Source organism: Kitasatospora setae KM-6054, assembly GCF_000269985.1.
In the GTDB taxonomy this organism is placed as follows: Bacteria; Actinomycetota; Actinomycetes; order Streptomycetales; family Streptomycetaceae; genus Kitasatospora; species Kitasatospora setae.
The window spans coordinates 6,505,810-6,526,694 of sequence record NC_016109.1; the positions used below are offsets into that span (position 1 = coordinate 6,505,810).

Consider the following 20,885-nt stretch of genomic DNA (forward strand, 5'->3'; position numbering starts at 1 on the left):
CGTCTTCGTCGGGGGGCGGAGTGCTGGAGGAGGAGCGCGGAGGACGTCAGTAGCTGACGGGGAGGTCCTTGAGGCTGCGGTTGAGCAGCGAGAGCTGCCACTCGTGGCGGGACGGGAGGAGCCGCAGGTCCGGGTGGTCCCGTACCAGGACCCCGAGCGCGCTTCCCGCCACCAGCCGGGCCAGCGGCGCGCCGATGCAGAAGTGGATGCCGTACCCGAAGCCGAGGTGCGAGGTGCGGCCGCGGTGGACGTCGAAGGTGTCCGGGGCGTCGAACTGCCGCGGGTCGCGGTTGGCGGCGGCGGTCACCAGGAAGATCCGGTCACCGGCGCGGATGTCCTGGCCGTCGAGCCGCAGGTCCTCGGCGGCGATGCGCACCGACATCTTGGAGGGGCCGTCGAAGCGCAGGGCCTCCTCGACGGCTCCGGACAGCAGCTTGGGGTTCTCCCGTACCGCTGCCAGCTGCTGCGGGTGCGTCAGCAGGGCGCGCAGCCCGTTGGCGATCAGGTTGCTGGTGGTCTCCCCGCCGGCGAAGGCCAGATGGCTCAGCATGCCGACGAACTCCTCCTCGCTGACCGTGTCGCCGATGGCGCCCCCGGCCAGCACCGCGCTGATCAGGTCGTCCTGGGGCTGCTCACGGCGCAGCCGCACCAGGCCGGCCAGGTAGTCGTAGAGCTTGGCCAGTGACTGCAGCGAGGTGCGGTACTCCCGTTCCTCCTGGGCGGCGCCCAGCACCAGGTCGCCCACCCGGGCGTTCCAGTACCAGAACGAAGGGGCGTGCGCGGGCGGAACGCCGAGCCAGCGGGCGAAGACCAGGCTGGGCAGGGTCTTGGCCACGTCGGCGACGGCGTCCCCGCTGCTGCCGGGCGCGGCGCGGCGGGCCAGCAGCGAGCTGGTGGCCTTCGCGATCAGCCCCGCGTAGCGGTTGATGGCGCGGGCGGAGAACTGGTCCTGGAACACCCCGCGCAGCCGGCGGTGCTGCGGCGGGTCGTTGAAGACCATCCAGTGCGACAGCAGGCCGACCGCCCGCCGGGCCCCGTCGTCCAGGACGCTGTCCGGGATGGCCTCCATCAGCGGCCGGACCCGGTCGGCGGACAGCGCCGGGTGGCCCAGCGCCTCGGCCATCTGCGCGTAGCCGGTGACCAGCCAGGCGCGGTGGATGCCGCTCCAGTGGACGGGCCGGTGCTCGCGCAGCGCGTTGAAGTAGGGGTACGGGTCGGCGTTGACCTGCGGGTCCAGCAGGTAGCGCTCGGTGAAGCGGGCGGCGGTCAGCACGGACGTCCTCCGGGGGTGAGAGTGTCGAGCAGCGCGGCGACGGCGCCGACGCCGGGATCGGTGAGCATGGTGCGGTGCCCGCCGGGCAGGTGGTGGACCTGGAGTCCGCCCACCGCCAGGTCCTGCCAGGCCGACAGGTAGTCGCGGTAGGGGACGCCGATGTCGGGCATCGGGGTGTCCTGCGGCCGGTCGGCGGTGTCCCGGCCGATGACCAGGTGGATCCGGCCGGGGTAGGGGCGCGCCCGGTAGCCGGCCAGGGCCTCCAGCAGCGAGTGCCACACCTCGATCGGGGCGTCCTGGGCCAGGTCGACCTCCTCGTCGACCAGGCCCGCGTCGCGCAGGACGGTCCGCAGCCGGGCGTCCGCCGCGGCGCGGGCCGCGGAGCCGGCGGGTGCGGCGCGCAGTTCGTCGCGCAGCACCAGCGCGTGCCGCTGCCGCTCGGCGAAGCCGGCGAGCCGGCGGTGGGTGTCCGGGGTGGGCAGGTAGGGCTCGACCAGCACCAGCGGCGCCACCTCGGCCCCGGCGTCGAGGAGCTGGCCGGCCATCTCCAGGGCGATGTTGGCGCCCATCGACCAGCCGAGGACCGCGTGCGGTCCGCCGTCCCGGTCGGCCGTCAGTTCGCGGACGTAGTTGCCGGCGATCTCGCGGACCGTGAGCGGGTCGGTGCCGCCGGCCAGCCCCAGCGCCTGGTAGCCGTGCACCGGACGGGTGCCGCCCAGGGCCCGGGCGAGCGGGAGGTACCAGGTGACGCTGCCCCCGGTCGGGTGGACGCAGTTCAGCGGCCGCCCCGCCCCCGGCCGCAGCACCACCCGGGAGCGGGGGCCCGCCACCGGGTCCGCGCCGGCCCGGAGCCGGCCGAGGCCGGCGATGGTCGGCGATTCGACCAGGTCGCGGACGGTCAGGGCGAGCCCCCGGGCGCGCGCCTTGGCCACCACCCGGACCGTCGAGAGGGAACTGCCGCCCAGCGCGAAGAAGTCGTCCCGGACGCCGACCCGCTCCACGCCCAGGACCTCGGCCCACACCTGCGCCATCGCCCGTTCGGCGGGGGTGCGCGGGGCGGCGTAGGCGGCCGCCGCTTCGGCGCGGTCGCTCCGCACCGGCGGCAGCGCCCGGCGGTTGACCTTGCGGTTGGCGGTGAGCGGTAGCGCGTCGAGGACCGCGTAGGCGCTCGGCACCATGTGGGCCGGCAGCCGGCGGCGCAGCGCCTGGCGCAGCTCCTCGGCCCGCGGGGCGCCGCCCGCCTCCTGCGGTACCACGTAGGCGACCAGCCGGGGGTCGCCGCCCCCGTCGGCGCGCACCATCGCCACGGCCGACCGGACGCCGGGGTGGGCCAGCAGGGCGTCCTCGACCTCGCCGAGCTCGATCCGGAAGCCGCGGAGCTTGACCTGGCCGTCCTGGCGTCCGACGTAGTCGAGCGAGCCGTCGGCCGCGTGGCGGACGATGTCCCCGGTGCGGAACAGCCGGGCCCCGCCGCGGCCGCTGAAGGGGTCGGGGACGAAGCGCTGCGCGGTGGTCCCGGGGCGGCCCAGGTAGCCGCGGGCCAGGCTGAGGCCGCCGATGCAGAGCTCGCCGGGGGCGCCGACCGGTACCGGTTCCAGGTCCTCGTTCAGGACGTAGACCTCGGTCTCGCGGATCGGGGTGCCGATGGAGGGCCGGCCGCCGCCCGGCAGGCACTCGGCCGCGGTCACCCACACGGAGGTCTCGGTCAGGCCGTAGCCGTTGAGGAAGCGCCGCCCGGGCGCCCAGGCGTCGACGGTCTCGGCGGGGCAGGCCTCGCCGGCCACCATCAGGGTGCGCAGGTCCGGCAGCCCCCGCGGGTCCATGACGCTCAGCGCGGTCGGGGGCAGCACCGCCGCGGTGATCCGCTGGGTGCGCAGGGTGCGGGTGAGGTCGGCGCCGGGCGCCAGGTCCTGGCGTGCGGCGCTGCACAGTTGCGCGCCGTTGGCCAGCGCCCAGGTCATCTCGAACACCGAGGCGTCGAAGCTGCTGGACGCGAACTGCAGCACCCGGTCGTCCGGGGACGGGGACAGCACGTCCTGCTGCGCCCGGACCAGGTTCAGCATCCCGCGGTGGGTGACCGCCACTCCCTTGGGCGTGCCGGTGGAGCCGGAGGTGTAGATCACGTAGGCGGTGCTGTCCGGTCCCGCCCCGGACTCGGGGCAGCCGGCCGGGAGCTGCCCGGACTCCGGGTCCAGGTTCGGGTCCGGGTCCGCGGTGAGTGCGCCGACCATCAGGGTGTGCCGGACCCGAGGGGCGGCGTGGGCCAGCTCGGGCTGGGTCAGCAGCACCGTCATGGCCGAGTCCCCGACCATGAAGGCGAGCCGCTCCCCGGGGTACTCGGGGTCCAGGCACAGGTAGGCGGCACCGGACTTGAGCACCCCCAGGACCGCCCGGGCGAGGTCCGGGCCCCGTTCCAGGCAGATGCCGACCACGGTCTCGGTGTCGACGCCCAGCGCGCGCAGCCGCCGGGCGATCCGGTCGCCGGCCCGGTCGAGCTCGCCGTAGCCGGTGACGTCCGGGCCGTGGACCAGGGCGGGGGCCTGCGGGTGCCGCTCGGCGTGCTGCTGGACCAGTTCGTGGAACAGCCGCCGGTCGTCCTCCTCCTGGTACGGGTCCTGGTGCGCCTCCTGGTGCCGGCCGCGCGTGGTGGCGGCGTTCCAGCGGTACAGCACCAGGTCGCGCGCGGCGCCGGTGAGGGCGGGCCGGGTGACCGGGCCGTGCGGCTCGGCGGCCATCGCCCGCAGCAGGCCCCGGTAGGTGTCCGCGAGCTGTTCGCAGGCGGTGGCGTCCAGGTAGCGGGGGTCGGCGTCCAGGGTCATGCCGCCCGGGTTGGCGTTCAGGCTGAGCGGGAAGTTGGTGCGGGCGACCTCCAGGGTGTCCTCCCACACGTCCTTCTCCAGCCGGTGGAAGTTCACGAAGTTGAAGACGGCCTCGACCGCCACGCCGCCCAGGGAGCGCTGCATCTCGGCGAGCGGGAACCTCCGGTGCGGCATCAGGGCGCGCTCGGCGGCGAAGGTCTCGCGCAGGTACTCGACCCAGCTGCGGGCGGTGGAGTGGAACCCGATCGGCACCGTGTTGAGGAACAGGCCGCGCATCAGGTCCGCGTGGGCGTGCTCGGGGCGGCCGTTGGTGACCATGCCGATGCTGTAGGGGTCGTCGCCGGCGAAGAGGCCCATCAGCCGGTAGAAGGCCGCGAGGAAGACCGTCCGCACCGGGACCCCGGCCAGGGCGGCGACCTCGGCCAGCGGCCCGGCCAGTTCCCGGTAGGACCGCTCGGCCTCGTGCGGCGGCCGGTCGCCGACCGGGGCCGGCCCGGGGGCCGGGGCGAAGTGGACCGGTTCCAGGCCGACCAGCGCCTCGTGCCAGAAGTCGCGGGACGCGGTGGAGGCCAGTGCCTCGCGCTCCAGCGCCACGTAGTCCGCGAAGCGCACCGCGGGTCCGGCCGCGGCGGCGGGCTCCAGGCCGGCCGCCCGGCGGTGGTGCAGCTCCAGCAGGTCCGCGATGAACGAGGTCAGGCTCCAGCCGTCGAGCACCACGTGGCAGTCGGTGATGGTCAGCCGGAACTGCTCCTCGCCGAGCCGGTGCACGAACAGCCGTACCAGCGGGGCGGCGGACAGGTCGAAGGGCAGCGCGGCCTGTTCGCGCACGTGGGCGGCGGCCGCCTCGCGCTGCTCGGCCGCCGACAGGCCGCGCAGGTCGGCGAAGCCCACCGGCAGGGCGGCCCGCCGGTGCACCAGTTGCAGCGGCTCGGTGTCGCGCAGCAGGTCGAAGGAGGTGCGCAGGATGTCGTGGCGCTCGACCAGGACGTCCACGGCCTCCTGGAACGCGGCGAGGTCGAAGCCGGCGCTGTCGCGCAGCTTGAAGCTGGTCACGTTGTGGTAGGCGCCGCGCTCCGGATCGCTCATCAACTCGTGCAGCATGCCCGCCTGGAGCATCGTCAGCGGATAGGCGTCCTCGACGTCCGGCGGCAGGGCGGCCGCCTCGGCACTGTCGATCATGGACAGGGCGGCCACCGGCGCCGTCCCGACGGACGCCGTCGAGTGGTCCGCCAGGTCCGCCAGGTCCGCCAGGACCTGGGCCCGGAAGATGTCCGGGATGCTCAGCGCCAGCCCGGCCTCGCGGGCCAGCCCGATCACCCGCAGGGCCAGGATGGAGTCGCCGCCCAGCCGGAAGAAGTTGTCGTCCACGCCGACCCGGTCGAGCCCGAGGACCTCGCCCCAGATCCCGGCCAGCGACTCCTCGGCGGGGGTGCGCGGCGCGGTGTACCGCGCGCTGAGGTCGGCCTCGCGGGCCTGGAGCAGGGCCAGGGCCTTGCGGTCGACCTTGCCGTTCACGGTCAGCGGCAGGGTCCGGTGCTCGGTGATCAGGGCCGGGACCATGTAGTCGGGCAGGCCGCGGCCGAGGTGGGCGCGCAGCGCGCGGGTGTCGACCGGGGAGCCGCCGACCGGGCAGCCGCCGGCAGGAGCAGTGGCGGCGCCGGTGGCGATGTGGCCGACCAGCCGTCGCACGCCGCCCGGCTCCTCGCGGACCACGACGGCGGCGTCGACCACGCCGGGGAAGCCGCGCAGCGCGGCCTCGATCTCGCCCAGTTCGATCCGGAAGCCGCGGATCTTGACCTGGGCGTCCACCCGGCCCAGGAACTCCAACTGCCCGTCGGGCAGCCGCCGGACCCGGTCGCCGGTCCGGTACAGCCGGCCGCCGGCCGGTCCGTAGGGGTCGGGCACGAAACGCTCGGCGGTCAGCGACGGGCGTCCGAGATAGCCCCGGGCCAGACCCGCCCCGGCGACGTACAGCTCGCCCGGGACACCGGTCGGCACCAGCCGCTGGTGCTGGTCGAGCACGTAGCCGCGCAGGTCCGCCAGCGGCACCCCGATCGGCGACAGGGTGTCGCCCTCGGCGTCCTCGCGGGTCAGGACCCGGTGGGTGACGTGCACGGTGGTCTCGGTGATCCCGTACATGTTCACCAGCCGCGGCAGGTGCGGCGAGGGGTCGGCGAACCAGTCGCCGAAGTCCCGCGCGCTCAGCGCGTCGCCGCCGAAGACGACGGTCCGCAGGGCGAGTTCCGCGAACGAGCGCCCGGACTGCGCGGCCTGCGCCCGCAGGCCCTGGAAGGCGGCGGGGGTCTGGCTCAGGACGGTGACGCGCTCGGCGGCCAGCAGGTCGAAGACGGCGTCCGGGTCCCGGACCACGTCCGTGGCGGCGATCACCACCCGCCCGCCCTTGGACAGCGCCCCCCACAGCTCCCAGACCGAGAAGTCGAAGGCGAAGGAGTGCAGCAGCGACCAGACGTCGTCCGGGCCGAAGTCGAACGACGCCTCGCAGGACGCGAACAGCCGGGCGGCGTTGTGGTGGGTGACCACGACGCCCTTGGGCCGGCCGGTGGAGCCGGAGGTGTAGATGACGTAGGCGGCGTTGCCGGGCCGCAGCGCGGGGCCCGGGGCGGTGTCCCGGCCGGGGGAGGGGCAGGCGGGGCCGTCGAGCGCGCCGGGCGCGTCCAGCACCAGCAGCTCGGCGCCCAGGCCCGCGACCTTGTCGCGGGTGGCGCTGTCGGTGAGCAGCAGGGTGGCGCCGGCGTCGTCGACCATGAACCCGAGGCGCTCGCCCGGGTGGGAGCCGTCCATCGGCAGGTAGGCCCCGCCGGCCTTCCAGATCCCCAGCACCGCGACCGCGAGCCACTCGTCGCGGCCCACGCAGACGCCGACCCGGGACTCGGGGCGCACCCCGCGGCGGCGCAGGACCCGCGCCAACCGCTCGGCTCGGTCGTCGAGTTGCGCGTACGTGAGGCGCCGGTCCGCGCACACCACCGCGACCCGGTCGGGGCGGAGGCGGACCTGGTGGTGGAAGGCGTCCAGCAGTAGCGGCACCGTCGGGGCCGGCACCGGGTCGGGGTGGCCCGCCTGCGCCAGCAGCGACGCGCGCTCCTCCTCGGCCAGCGGCTCCAGGTCGGCGATCGCCGTCGCCGGGCGGGTGACGATCGCGTCGAGCACCCGGTGCACGTGGTCGGCCAGGGTCGCGACCGTCCCGGGGTCGAAGAGGTCGCGCCGGTAGACGAACGAGAGCGTCAGCCCGTCCGGCTGCTCGGTGGCGTGCAGGGACAGGTCGAACTTCGCGACGTCCGCGCCGACGGACACGCTCTCGCCGCGTGCGCCGCCCAGCGTGAAGCCGCCCCCGTCGGCGTACTCGTAGGCGAACAGCACCTGGAACAGCGGGTTGCGGCTGAGGTCGCGGTCCGGGCTGAGCACCTCGACCAGGCGTTCGAAGGGGACGTCCTGGTGGTCCATCGCGCCCAGCGCCGCGTCCCGCACCCGGCCCAGGTACTCGGCGAGCGTCGGGTTCCCGGACAGGTCCCCCCGCATCACCAGGGTGTTGACGAAGAACCCGACCAGCGACTCGGTCTGCGGACGGTCGCGGTTGGCCGCGATCGTGCCCACCGCGATGTCCTCCTGCCCGGTGTGGAAGCCGAGGGCGATCTGGTAGGCGGCCAGCAGCGTCATGAACATCGTCGAGCTGCCGCGCTCGTTGAGCTGCCGCAGCGACTGCCGCAGCCCGGCGGGGAGGGCCAGCTTGAGGACCGCCCCCTCGTGGGAGCGTTCGACCGGGCGCGGCCGGTCGGTGGGCAGCTCCAGCGGAGCGAGGCCGGCCAACCGGGTCCGCCAGTAGTCCAGGTGGCTCTCCGCCCGGGCCCGGCCGCCCGCGCCGGACTCCCACGCCGCGTAGTCGCGGTAGGTGATCGGCAGCTCCGGCAGCGCGGCGGGCCGGCCTCCGGTGCGGGCGCCGTACAGGGCCGTCAGGTCGCGGCAGATGACGCCCAGGGACCAGGCGTCGGACACGATGTGGTGCATCGCCAGCACCAGGACGTGGTCCGCCGCCCCGACCCGCACCAGCGTCGCCCGGAACGGGGCCTCCGCCGCCAGGTCGAAGGGCCGGTTCGCGGCGGCTTCGGTGGCCGCGGTCACGGCCCGCTCCCGGGCGGCCGGCGCGACCCCGGACAGGTCCACCCACTCCGGCGCGAACCCGCCGGCCGGCAGCTCCTCCTGGAAGGCCACCCCGCCGCGGCTGGGGAAGCGGGTCCGCAGCTGCGGGTGCCGCCGGACCAGGTCGCCGAGGGCGAGCTCCAGCGCGGAGCGGTCGAGCTCCCCGGACAGCCGCCAGACGGCGGGCATCAGGTACTCGGTGCCGCCGGGCCGCAACTGGTCCAGGAAGTTGAGGCGCTGCTGCGCGCTGGACAGCGGCACCGCGGTGGCGCCCGGGGCGAGGCGCGGGATCTCCGGGGCGGCCTGGCCGGCGGCGGCCCGCACACCGCGCAGGCGCTGGTTCAGCAGGGCGCGCGCCGCGGGCGTGAGGGACTGGCGGAGACGGGGCTCGGCGGTTTCCGTGGTGATTGACATGTCAGATCCTCGTTCGGCCGGTCACTGGAGGTGGAGGTGGAGGGACAGGTCGATCTCGTCGCCGCTCATGGCGGCGATCTCGTCGATCAGGAGCTGTTCCACGGTGACCGCCAACGCGGAGACGGTCGGGTTCTCGAAGACGTGCCGGACCTGGACGGCGCAGTCGAACGCCTGGCGGATCCGGGAGGCGACGACGGTGGCCCGCAGCGAGTGGCCGCCGAGCTCGAAGAAGTTGTCCTCGACGCCCACCCGGTCGATGCCCAGGGCGACGGACCAGATGCTGGCGATCACGTCCTCGGTGGGCGTGCGGGGTTCGACGAACGAGCTGCTCTCGGCGGTGGTGCGATCGTCGGTGGGTGCGGGGAGGGCTCGGTGGTCGATCTTGCCGGTGGGGGTGGTGGGGAGGGTGGGGAGGTGGATGAAGTGGGTGGGGATCATGTGGTCGGGGAGGGTGGTGGTGCACCAGGTGCGGAGGGTGGTGGTGGTGAGGGGGGTGGTGTCGGTGGTGGTGTAGTGGGCGGTGAGGTGGGGGTGTCCGGGGTGGTCTTCGCGGATGGTGGTGACGGCGGCGGTGATGTGGGGGTGGTGGGTGAGGGTGGTCTGGATTTCGTCGAGTTCGATGCGGTAGCCGCGGAGTTTGATCTGGTTGTCGAGGCGGCCGAGGTAGTGGAGGGTGCCGTCGGGCAGGCGGCGGACGCGGTCGCCGGTGTGGTAGATGCGGCTGCCGGCGGGTCCGTGGGGGTCGGGGGTGAAGCGGTCGGCGGTGAGGGCGGGTTGGTGGTGGTAGCCGCGGGCGAGTTCGGGGCCGCCGACGCACAGTTCGCCGGGGACGCCGAGCGGGGTGGGGTTGCCGTGCGGGTCGAGGACGTAGGTGCGCCGGCCGCCCAGCGCGGTACCGATCGGGATGCGGTCGGCGGTGCGCCGCCGGACGGTGTGGGCGGTGGCGGCGATGGCGGTCTCGGTGGGGCCGTAGGTGTTGACGACGGGGACGTGCGGCAGGTGGGTGAACCAGGCGTCGGTGGGAGCGGGCGGCAGCACCTCGCCGCCGGTGATCGCCAGGCGCAGGGTCGCGAGGAGGTCCCGGGAGGCGGGGGTGAGGCCGGCGGCGAACTCGGCCCAGTAGGTGGGCACCAGCTCCATGACGGTGATGCCGTGGGCGTGGATCTGCTCGCGGAGTTCCTCGACGGTCCACACCTGGTCGGGGCGGATCACCACCCGGGCTCCGGCGGTGAGGCCGGGTAGGGTCTGTTCGAGCGCGGCGTCGAAGGAGGCGGAGGCGAACTGCAGGACGCGGTCGTGGGGGGTGAGGTGGTAGTGCTGGCGGATGGTGTGGGTGTGGCGGGCGAGGGCGGGGTGGTCGACGGCGACGCCTTTGGGGCGGCCGGTGGAGCCGGAGGTGTAGATGAGGTAGGCGAGGGAGCCGGTGGGGTGGGTGGTGCGGGTGCCGGTGGTGTGGGTGCCGGTGGTGGGGAGGTCTTCGACGAGGACGGGTGTGGTGTGCAGTGAGGTGGCGAGGTCGGCCAGGTCGTGTTGGGTGACGAGGCTGGTGAGGTTCGCGTCCTGGGCCATGTGGGTGAGGCGGGCGTGGGGGTAGGCGGGGTCGAGGGGGACGTAGGCGCCGCCGGCTTTCCAGATGCCGAGCAGGGCGACGGGCAGCCACGGGCCGCGTTCCAGGCAGACGCCGACTCGGGATTCGGGGCCGACTCCGGTGGTGTGCAGGGCGTCGGCGAGTGCGTCGGAGCGGTCGGCGAGTTCCCGGTAGGTGAGGTGCTGTTCCTCGCAGACCACGGCCACCGCGTCCGGGTCGCGGGCGACCTGGGCCGCGAACGCCTCCAGTACCGACGGCGGTTCAGCGGCGGCCTCGACCGGCGCGCTGAGGACGGCCAGCGCCCGCCGCTCCTGCTCGGAGAGCATCCGCAGGTCGCCGACCCTGGTGCGGGGCGCGTGCGCGATCTCGGTCAGGACGCTTTCGACGTGGGAGGCCAGTCGGAGGATGGTCGCCCGGTCGAAGAGGTCGGTGGCGTACTCGACGTGGAGGGAGAAGCGGCCCTCCCGGCCGGTGCCGAAGGAGAGGGAGAGGTCGAACTTCGCCGTGTCCCGCGGGAGATCGACGGGCGTGAACTCGGCCCCGGCGGCGGTGACCCGGGTGGCGGGCCGGTCGTTGACGTCGAACAGCACCTGGAAGAGGGGGTTGCGGCTGGGGTCGCGGGTGGGTTTGAGGTCTTCGACGAGTCGTTCGAAGGGGAGGTCTTGGTGGTCGAAGGCGCCGAGGACGTTGTCGCGGACGCGGGTGAGGTGGGTGGTGAAGGTGGGGTTGTCGGTGAGGTCGGCGCGGGTGACGAGGGTGTTGACGAAGAAGCCGATGAGTCCTTCGGTTTCGGCGCGGTTGCGGCCGGCGATGGGGGTGCCGATGGCGATGTCGGTCTGTCCGGACCAGCGGGCGAGGACGGTCTGGAAGGCGGCGAGCAGGACCATGAAGGTGGTGGCCCGGTGGGTGCGGGCGAGGGTGTCGAGCTGGGTGATGAGGGTGGTGGGGAGGGTGTGGGTGATCGTGCCGCCGCGTCCGGTGCGGGTGGCGGGTCGGGGGTGGTCGGTGGGGAGGTCGAGGACGGGGAGGTCGGCCAGGGCGGTGCGCCAGTAGGCGAGTTGGTTGTCGAGGACGTGGCCGGTGAGGTGGTCGCGTTGCCAGGCGGCGTAGTCGGCGTACTGGACGGGCAGCGCGGGTGGGGTCGGGGTGGTGCCGGTGGCGCGGGCTTCGTAGTGGGTGGTGAGTTCGTCGGTGAAGATCTTGGCGGACCAGCCGTCGGAGGCGATGTGGTGGAAGGTGACGGTGACGAGGTGGTCGTCGGTGTCCAGGGTCCAGGCGGCGCAGCGCAGGAGGGGGGCGGTGGCGAGGTCGAAGGGCTGGGTGGAGAAGGCGGTGGCCAGCTCGCGGGCGTGGTCGAGGCGCTGTTCGGCGGGGAGGGTGGTGGTGAGGTCGTGCCACTGGGTGGGGACGGTGGCGTGGTCGGCGATGCGGGGGACGGGGCGTCCGTCGACCTCGACCAGGGCGGTGCGCAGTACCTCGTGTCGGGCGACCACGTCGTCCAGGGCCTGCTGCCAGGCCGACCGGTCCAGCCGGCCGCGCACCCGCCACACGTGGCTGAGGGTGTACTCGTCCCGGGTGGCGGAGAGGCGGTCCAGCAGCCACAGCCGTTCCTGGGCGAAGGAGACCGGCAGCGCGCCGCCGCGCTCCACCCGCCGCATCCGGCCACCGACCGCACCCCCGGCGGTGGCGACCTGCTCGGCGAAGTCGCGGAGGCAGGGCTTCTCGAAGATGGTGCGCAGTTCGACCGAGCGGTTGAGCTGTTCGGCGATCCGCGAGACGGCCATGGTGGCGAGGAGGGAGTGGCCGCCGAGCTCGAAGAAGTTGTCGTCGATGCCGATGACGGTGGTGCCGAGGACTTCGGACCAGATGTCGGCGATGGTCTGTTCGACGGGGTTGCGCGGGGCGGTGTAGTCGGGGTCGGCGGTGGTGCGATCGTCGGTGGGTGCGGGGAGGGCTCGGTGGTCGATTTTGCCGGTGGGGGTGGTGGGGAGGGTGGGGAGGTGGATGAAGTGGGTGGGGATCATGTGGTCGGGGAGGGTGGTGGTGCACCAGGTGCGGAGGGTGGTGGTGGTGAGGGGGGTGGTGTCGGTGGTGGTGTAGTGGGCGGTGAGGTGGGGGTGTCCGGGGTGGTCTTCGCGGATGGTGGTGACGGCGGCGGTGATGTGGGGGTGGTGGGTGAGGGTGGTCTGGATTTCGTCGAGTTCGATGCGGTAGCCGCGGAGTTTGATCTGGTTGTCGAGGCGGCCGAGGTAGTGGAGGGTGCCGTCGGGCAGGCGGCGGACGCGGTCGCCGGTGTGGTAGATGCGGCTGCCGGCGGGTCCGTGGGGGTCGGGGGTGAAGCGGTCGGCGGTGAGGGCGGGTTGGTGGTGGTAGCCGCGGGCGAGTTCGGGTCCGCCGATGCACAGTTCGCCGGGGACGCCGAGCGGGGTGGGGTTGCCGTGCGGGTCGAGGACGTAGGTGCGCCGGCCGCCCAGCGCGGTACCGATCGGCACCTTGCCCGGAGCGTCTCCCCGGACGGTGTGGGCGGTGGCGGTCACGGTGGTCTCGGTGGGTCCGTAGGCGTTGATCACGGTGACGCCGGGGAGGTGCTGCCGCCAGAGGGCGAGCGCGGCGGGGGGCAGCACCTCGCCGCCGAGGACCAGCAGCCGCAGGGTGGCCATCGCGGGCACCTGGGCCGCCGACAGGCCCGACACCAGCTCCGCCCAGTACGCCGGCGGGAAGTTGGCCACGGTGACGCCGAACCGCTCGATCACGGACGGGAGGTGGGCCGGCAGCCACGGGTCGTTCGGCCGGATGACCACCCGGGCGCCGCCGAGCAGGGCCGGGAGCAGCTGCTCCAGGAAGGGGTCGAAGGAGGCGGAGGCGAACTGCAGGACGCGGTCGTGGGGGGTGAGGTGGTAGTGCTGGCGGATGGTGTGGGTGTGGCGGGCGAGGGCGGGGTGGTCGACGGCGACGCCTTTGGGGCGGCCGGTGGAGCCGGAGGTGTAGATGAGGTAGGCGAGGGAGCCGGTGGGGTGGGTGGTGCGGGTGCCGGTGGTGTGGGTGCCGGTGGTGGGGAGGTCTTCGACGAGGACGGGTGTGGTGTGCAGTGAGGTGGCGAGGTCGGCCAGGTCGTGTTGGGTGACGAGGCTGGTGAGGTTCGCGTCCTGGGCCATGTGGGTGAGGCGGGCGTGGGGGTAGGCGGGGTCGAGGGGGACGTAGGCGCCGCCGGCTTTCCAGATGCCGAGCAGGGCGACGGGCAGCCACGGGCCGCGCTTCAGGCAGACGCCGACTCGGGATTCGGGGCCGACTCCGGTGGTGTGCAGGGCGTCGGCGAGTGCGTCGGAGCGGTCGGCGAGTTCCCGGTAGGTGAGGTGCTGTTCCTCGCAGACCACGGCCACCGCGTCCGGGTCGCGGGCGACCTGGGCCGCGAACGCCTCCAGTACCGACGGCGGTTCAGCGGCGGCCTCGACCGGCGCGCTGAGGACGGCCAGCGCCCGCCGCTCCTCGTCCGTCAGCAGGTCCACGCTTCCGACCGGGACGTCGGGGGTGAGCGCCACGGCCTCCAGGAATCGGCGCAGGTGGCTCGCCAGCCGCTCGACGGAGTCAGCGTCGAACAGGTCCCTGGCGTAGGTGAAGTGGAACCTCATCCCGCCGTCGACGGGTCGCGTGATCAGCGAGATGTCGAAGGGCGAGGAGGGATCGCCGCTGTCCAGGCTCATCGGTGACAGCTGGATGGAGCCGTGGTACGGCTCGGCCTGCTCGAAGTTCTGGGTGACGAACCAGGCCTGGAAGAGGGGGTTGCGGCTGGGGTCGCGGGTGGGTTTGAGGTCTTCGACGAGTCGTTCGAAGGGGAGGTCTTGGTGGTCGAAGGCGCCGAGGACGTTGTCGCGGACGCGGGTGAGGTGGGTGGTGAAGGTGGGGTTGTCGGTGAGGTCGGCGCGGGTGACGAGGGTGTTGACGAAGAAGCCGATGAGTCCTTCGGTTTCGGCGCGGTTGCGGCCGGCGATGGGGGTGCCGATGGCGATGTCGGTCTGTCCGGACCAGCGGGCGAGGACGGTCTGGAAGGCGGCGAGCAGGACCATGAAGGTGGTGGCCCGGTGGGTGCGGGCGAGGGTGTCGAGCTGGGTGATGAGGGTGGTGGGGAGGGTGTGGGTGATCGTGCCGCCGCGTCCGGTGCGGGTGGCGGGTCGGGGGTGGTCGGTGGGGAGGTCGAGGACGGGGAGGTCGGCCAGGGCGGTGCGCCAGTAGGCGAGTTGGTTGTCGAGGACGTGGCCGGTGAGGTGGTCGCGTTGCCAGGCGGCGTAGTCGGCGTACTGGACGGGCAGCGCGGGTGGGGTCGGGGTGGTGCCGGTGGCGCGGGCTTCGTAGTGGGTGGTGAGTTCGTCGGTGAAGATCTTGGCGGACCAGCCGTCGGAGGCGATGTGGTGGAAGGTGACGGTGACGAGGTGGTCGTCGGTGTCCAGGGTCCAGGCGGCGCAGCGCAGGAGGGGGGCGGTGGCGAGGTCGAAGGGCTGGGTGGAGAAGGCGGTGGCCAGCTCGCGGGCGTGGTCGAGGCGCTGTTCGGCGGGGAGGGTGGTGGTGAGGTCGTGCCACTGGGTGGGGACGGTGGCGTGGTCGGCGATGCGGGGGACGGGGCGTCCGTCGACCTCGACCAGGGCGGTGCGCAGTACCTCGTGTCGGGCGACGACGTCGTCCAGGGCCTGCTGCCAGGCCGACCGGTCCAGCCGGCCGCGCACCCGCCACACGTACTTGAGCAGGTACTCGTCGCCACTCGCCGAGAGGCGGTCCAGCAGCCACAGCCGCTCCTGGGCGAAGGAGGCCGGCAGCGCGCCGTCCCGCTCCACCCGCCGCATCCGGCCACCGACCGCACCCCCGGCGGCCGCGGTCCTCCGGCCGGCCAGCCGCTTGGCGACGAGTTCCCGGCGCAGGGCGTCCGCCGTGGCGGGCGTGTTCTCGTTCTCGTTCACGACGCATCCATTTCGGCGAGCATGTCTCGGAGTTCTTCCTCGGTCAGGTCGGACATCTGGGCGGTGACGAGGTCTTCGACCGCGGCGGCCAGACCGGCGATCGTGGGAGCCCGGAAGAACTCCCGCAGCGGGAAGTCGACCTGGAACTCCTCCCGGATCCGGGAGATCAGCCGGGTGGCGAGGAGCGAGTGCCCGCCGCTCGCGAAGAAGTCGTCCCGGATGCCGGGGTCCCGCAGCCCGAGCAGACCGGCCCAGAGGTCGGCGAGGGTCCGTTCGACCTCGTTGGTCGGAGGTTCGTGCCCGGCGGCCGGGCCTTCGGGAGCGCGGTCCGGGTCGGGGAACCCCTGGCGGTCCAGCTTTCCGCCGGGTGTCCGCGGGACGGAGTCGATCAGCAGCAGGCGGGCGGGCACCATGTGGGCCGGCAGCTGGCGTCCGCACCAGGCGCGCAGCTCCGCCGGGGTCACCGAGCCGGGTGATCGGGGCAGGACGTATCCGATCAGGCGCTGCCCGCCGGCCGGGTCCGGCCGCGCCACCACCGCGGCGAAGTCGACGCCGGGGCAGCTGCCGAGCACCGATTCGATCTCCCCCGGTTCGATCCGGAAGCCCCGGATCTTGACCTGGTCGTCGAGGCGGCCGAGGCACTGCAGGTTGCCGTCGGCGAGCCAGCGGACCCGGTCACCGGTGCGGTACATCCGGGATCCCGGGGACCCCAGCGGGTCGGGGACGAAGCGGTCCGCGCTCTGGGCCGGGCGGCCCAGGTAGCCGCGGGCGACGATGCCGCCGCCGATGTGCAGCTCGCCCGTCACACCGACCGGCACCGGCCGGCCGTGCGGGTCGAGGACGTAGTGGCGCGCCCCGCCGATCGTGCGGCCCACCGTCGCGGCGTCGGCCGCTGCCGTGATCTCCGCGAGCGAGGACCAGACGGTCGCCTCGGTCGGCCCGTACAGGTTCCAGACCCGCAGGCCGCGTGCGAGCAGCCCCGCGGCCAGCTCGGCGGTGAGGGGCTCACCGCCGGACATCGCGTGGGTCAGCTTCCCCCAGTCGCCGCCCGCTTCGAGCAGCATGCGCCAGGACGTGGGCGTGGCCTGCAGGACGGTGACACCGTGCTCCCGCACGCGGTCGGCGAGCTCCCGGGCGTCCAGGGACTGCTCCTTCGTCATCACGACGACGCGGCTGCCGAGGACGAGCGGCAGCAGCAGTTCGACGGTCGAGATGTCGAAGCAGATGCTGGTGAGCGCGGCGACGGTGTCGTTCCGACCCAACGGGGCGGACCGCTCCATGCCCGCGAAGAACCGGATCAGGCTGCCGTGGTCGACGCCGACGCCCTTGGGCCGGCCGGTCGAGCCGGAGGTGTAGATCACGTAGGCGAGCGCGTTCCCGGCCGGCAGGTGCGGGTCGGTCCGGCGGGACGCCGTGCGGGGGAGGTCTTCGACCAGGACCGGCGCGGTGTGCAGCGAGGCGGCCAGGTCGGCCAGCCCGTGCTGGGTCACGACGCAGCCGAGAGCCGCGTCCTGGGCCATCTGGGTGAGGCGGGCGTGCGGGTACTCGGGGTCGAGCGGGACGTACGCGCCGCCGGCCTTCCAGATGCCGAGCAGGGCGACGGGCAGCCACGGGCCGCGCTCCAGGCAGACGCCGACCCGGGACTCCGGGCCGACCCCGGCGGCGAGCAGCGCCTCGGCCAGCGCGTCGGAGCGGTCGGCCAGGTCCCGGTAGCTGAGCCGCTGTTCTCCGCAGACCACGGCCTCCGCGTCCGGATCGCGCGCCACCTGCGCCGCGAACGCCTCCAGCACCGACCGCGGCCCGTCGCCGGCGCCGTCGAAGCCGGCCTTCCCGGGGAGGTCGTGCAGCACCGCGAGCTCGCCGGGGACGAAGAGGTCGAGCTCGCTGAGCGGCGAGTCGGGGCGGTCCAGCGCCGAGCCCAGCAGCCGGGGCAGTCGGGCGGCGATCAGCTCGACCGTCTCCCGGTCGAAGAGGTCGGTGGAGTACTGCAGGACGCCGGACAGGCCGTCCGGTGCGCCGGTCGCCGAGAAGCGCTCGCCCAGCGAGAAGGTGAGGTCGAACATCGCGCCGCGCAGGTCCAGCGGCACCGGGTCGCGGTCCCGGTCCGGGGCGGCCGCGGTGGCCGGGGTGGCCGTGGTGTCGGTGTTGTCGAAGGCCAGCATGATCTGGAACAGCGGGTGGTGCGCCGGTGAGCGGTCCGGGTTGACGGCCTCGACGACCTCGTCGAACGGGAGGTCCTGGTGCGCGTAGGCGGCCAGGTCGGTCTCCCGCACCCGGTGCAGGAGCTCGGTGAAACTCGGGTCGCCCTGGGTGTCGGTGCGGAGCACGAGGGTGTTGACGAAGCAGCCGACCAGGTCGGCGAGGCCCTCCTCGGTGCGGCCGGCGACGGGCGAGCCGATCGGGATGTCGGTGCCGGCCCCGAGCCTGGTCAGCAGTGCGGCGACGACCGCGTGCAGCACCATGAACGTCGTGGCCCGGTGGGTGCGGGCGAACTCCGCCGTCCGGGCGTGCAGGTGCGGGTCGATCGTCAGGGCGGCGCGGCCGCCGGAGTGGCCCGGCACGGGTGGCCGGGCGCGGTCGGTGGGCAGGTCGACGGCGCCGGGCATCCCGTCCAGGGCGGCGCGCCAGTAGTCGGCCTGCTCGGCGCGCAGGCCGGCCGGGTCCGCGGGGTCGCCCAGGAGCTCCCGCTGCCACAGCGTGTAGTCCGCGTACTGCACCGGAAGGGCGTCGAACCGCGGGACGAGCCCCTGGCTACGGGCCCGGTAGGCGGTGGTGAGGTCGCGCGCCAGGGGGGCCTTCGACCAGCCGTCGACCGCGATGTGGTGCGCGAGCAGCAGGACGGCCGTGGTGTCCGGTTCGTCGGACGGGAACATCCAGGCGTGCAGCGGCGGCTCGGCGGCCAGGTCGAACACGTGGGCCGACGCCTCGTCCAGCGCGGCGGCCAGGCCGCCGTCCGTCACCACCGAGAGCGCGGGGACGGTCGACCCGGGCAGCACGCACTGGCGGGGCCGGCCCCCGTCGGGCCCGGGCCGGAACACCGTGCGCAGGCTCTCGTGCCGGCGGGTCACGTCCTGGAGCGCCCGCCGCAGCACGGCGGGGTCCGCGGGGCCCGGCAGGGACAGCCGGAACGGCAGGTTGTACACCGCGCTGGGCCCCTCCAACTGGTCGAGGAACCAGAGCCGTTGCTGGGCGGGGGACAGCGGGAGGACGGCCGGGCGCGGCCCGGCGGCGAGCGCCGGCCGGGGCCGGGTGCCCCGCAGCAGCCGCGGCGCCAGCGTCCGCACCGTGGGGGCCTCGGTGAGGGTCCGCAGGTCGAGTTCCGCGTGGAGGGTGGAGCGCACCAGGCCGATCAGTCGGAACGCGAGCAGCGAGTGGCCGCCGAGGTCGAAGAAGTCGTCGTCGAGGCCGACCTCGGTGACACCGAGCACATCGGCGTAGAGGTGGCACAGGACTTCCTGGACCGGGGTGCGGACGTCACCGCCGCTGCCGGTGGTCCGGTACGCGGGGGCCGGCAGCGCGCCGCGGTCGATCTTGCCGCTGCTGTTCAGGGGCAGCCGGTCGAGCACCACGACGGCGCTGGGGACCATGTACGGCGGAAGCAGGGTGCCGACGAGTGCGCACAGCGCCGCCGGGTCGAGGTGCGCGCCGGGCTCCGCGACCACGTAGCCGACCAGGCGCCGGTCGCCCTCGCGGTCCTCGCGGACCGTCACGACGGCCTGGGCGACCGCCGGCTCGCGGCGCAGGGCCGCCTCCACCTCGCCCGGTTCGATGCGGTACCCGCGCAGGTTGAGCTGCCCGTCCGCGCGGGCCAGGAACTCCAGCTGGCCGTCGGCGTTCCAGCGGGCGAGGTCACCGGTGCGGTACATCCGCGCCCCGGCGGCGCCGTCCGGGTCCGGGAGGAAGGCGGCGGCCGTGGCGCCGGGACGGTTCCAGTACCCGCGGGCCAGGCCGGGGCCGCCGACGTAGAGCTCGCCCACCGCGCCCGGCTCGACGGGTCGCAGGTCGCCGTCCAGCAGGTGGACGCTGGTGTTCCAGGCCGGGCGCCCGATCGGCAGCGGGCCGGCCGGCAGCGGGCTGCCGGGCTCCACCCGGTACTGCGTGCAGGCGACCACCACCTCGCTGGGGCCGTAGCTGTTGACCACGGCCGTGCCGGGGTACCGGGACCGCCAGCCGGCCAGGGCCTGGCCGGTCAGCTGCTCGCCACCGAGCATGAGCACCCCGCTCGGCGCGAACTCGCTTCCGAGGTCCAGCAGTCGGGGGAGCAGGCTGGGGGTGCCCTTGAGGAAGGACGCCGGGTGGTCCAGCAGGGTGGCCCGGGTCCGCGGGTCGTCGGCCAGGTCGGCGAGGACGATCAGCCCGCCGGAGACCAGGGGGCCGAAGAGGGCGGTCGCGGTGCCGTCGAAGGAGACCGAGCCGTGGAACGGCACGCTCCCGGCGAGGTCCGGGTTGAGGTGGACGGTCCACCGGAGGTAGGCGGCCGCGGCGTGGTGCTCGACGACCACGCCCTTGGGCGTTCCGGTCGAGCCGGAGGTGTAGATGAGGTAGGCCGGGTGCCGCGGGGACAGCGGTGCGACCCGGTCGGTGTCGGTGAGGTCGGCGGGCGACCGGTCGGCGCACGCCGCGCGGTGCTCGGGGGTGTCCAGCCGGAGGACCGGCAGGTCCCAGGAGACGTCCGGGGACGTCCCGGTGTCGGTGATCAGGCAGGCCGGCCGGGTGTCGTCGAGGATCAGGCCGATCCGCCGGCCCAGGTGCCCGGGGTCGAGCGGCACGTAGGCCGCGCCGCACTTGAGGACGGCCAGCAGCGCGGTGAGCAGGTCGTGGTCGCGGGGCAGCAGCACCGCGACCCGGTCCTCGGGGCCGATGCCGCGGGCGGCCAGCAGCCGGGCGAGCCGGTTCGCCCGGGCGTTGAGCTCCGCGTACGAGCGGGTGGTCGTGCCGTGGACCGCGGCCGGGGCGTGCGGGGTGCGGGCGGCCTGCTCCTCGAACAGGGCCACGAGGGTGGTCGGCGGACCGGGGACGGCGGTTCCCCGCGCGAGGACCGGGAGGTCGAGCTCGTACGGAGTGCGGGCGGTGCGGGGGGACGCGTCCATGGAGCTGCCCGACTCCAAGTTTGATGCAGGCATGTCACCTTCCGAACGTCGACAGGGCCGGGGCTTTCTCCGATCACCCGGGGCGGGGCCGCCGGTCTGGGCGGCCCGGCCCGGGTGCTGTGCGCGGATCGTGCTGAGCGGCGATCGTGCTGTGCGCGGACCGTGCTGAGCGGTGATCGGGTCAGCGGACGCTGAGCGGACGCATGTCCGTCCACAGCTCCTCGATGCGGGCCAGGCACTCGGCCCGGCCGGCCGGCGAGCCGACGGCGTTCCAGCCGTCGGGCAGCGCGCGGTCGGAGCGCCACACGGAGTACTGCTCCTCGTGGTTGACGACCACCAGGTAGCTCTGCGGGTCCTCGGTCACGTCGGTCATGGCGTTTCGTTCCTCTCCCAGGGGCGGACGGGTGCGGTGGGGACGGCCCGGGAGGCGGCAGCTGCTCGGGTGGGGCCGCCGGCTCGGTCCGTCGTGAGGACGATGCTCCACAGCGCCGATATACGCCGGATCGCGGAGCCCTGGGCGGGCCGATCGGAGCGGGAGGGGAGTCGGCGATCGGGCGTGTATCAGCGTGAGATCGAGCGCGAGAAGACTGTCACTCG

5 protein-coding genes are annotated in these 20,885 nt (G+C 74.1%); all 5 read right to left on the bottom strand.

Features of this window, described 5'->3' with window-relative positions:
• Positions 1–46 precede the first annotated feature (46 nt).
• Positions 47–1,273 carry a cytochrome P450 gene (locus tag KSE_RS28770; RefSeq protein WP_014138882.1) on the bottom strand — a complete coding sequence of 409 codons (1,227 nt, stop codon included), beginning with the start codon at positions 1,271–1,273 and terminating at the stop codon, positions 47–49.
• Complete coding sequence (locus tag KSE_RS28775; RefSeq protein ID WP_014138883.1) at positions 1,267–8,661, bottom strand: non-ribosomal peptide synthetase; 7,395 nt, start codon at positions 8,659–8,661, stop codon at positions 1,267–1,269. Before KSE_RS28775 ends, KSE_RS28770 begins: the two co-directional genes overlap by 7 nt.
• A 21-nt stretch (positions 8,662–8,682) precedes the next feature.
• Positions 8,683–15,198, bottom strand: coding sequence for a non-ribosomal peptide synthetase (locus tag KSE_RS28780; RefSeq protein WP_014138884.1), 6,516 nt, complete (start codon positions 15,196–15,198; stop codon positions 8,683–8,685).
• Positions 15,195–20,288 carry a non-ribosomal peptide synthetase gene (locus KSE_RS28785; protein WP_014138885.1) on the bottom strand — a complete coding sequence of 1,698 codons (5,094 nt, stop codon included), beginning with the start codon at positions 20,286–20,288 and terminating at the stop codon, positions 15,195–15,197. The genes KSE_RS28780 and KSE_RS28785 overlap by 4 nt, the downstream gene beginning before the upstream one ends.
• Before the next feature lie 181 nt (positions 20,289–20,469).
• Positions 20,470–20,661: an MbtH family protein gene (locus tag KSE_RS28790; RefSeq protein ID WP_014138886.1), complete on the bottom strand. Its 192-nt coding sequence runs from the start codon at positions 20,659–20,661 to the stop codon at positions 20,470–20,472.
• Positions 20,662–20,885 lie beyond the last annotated feature (224 nt).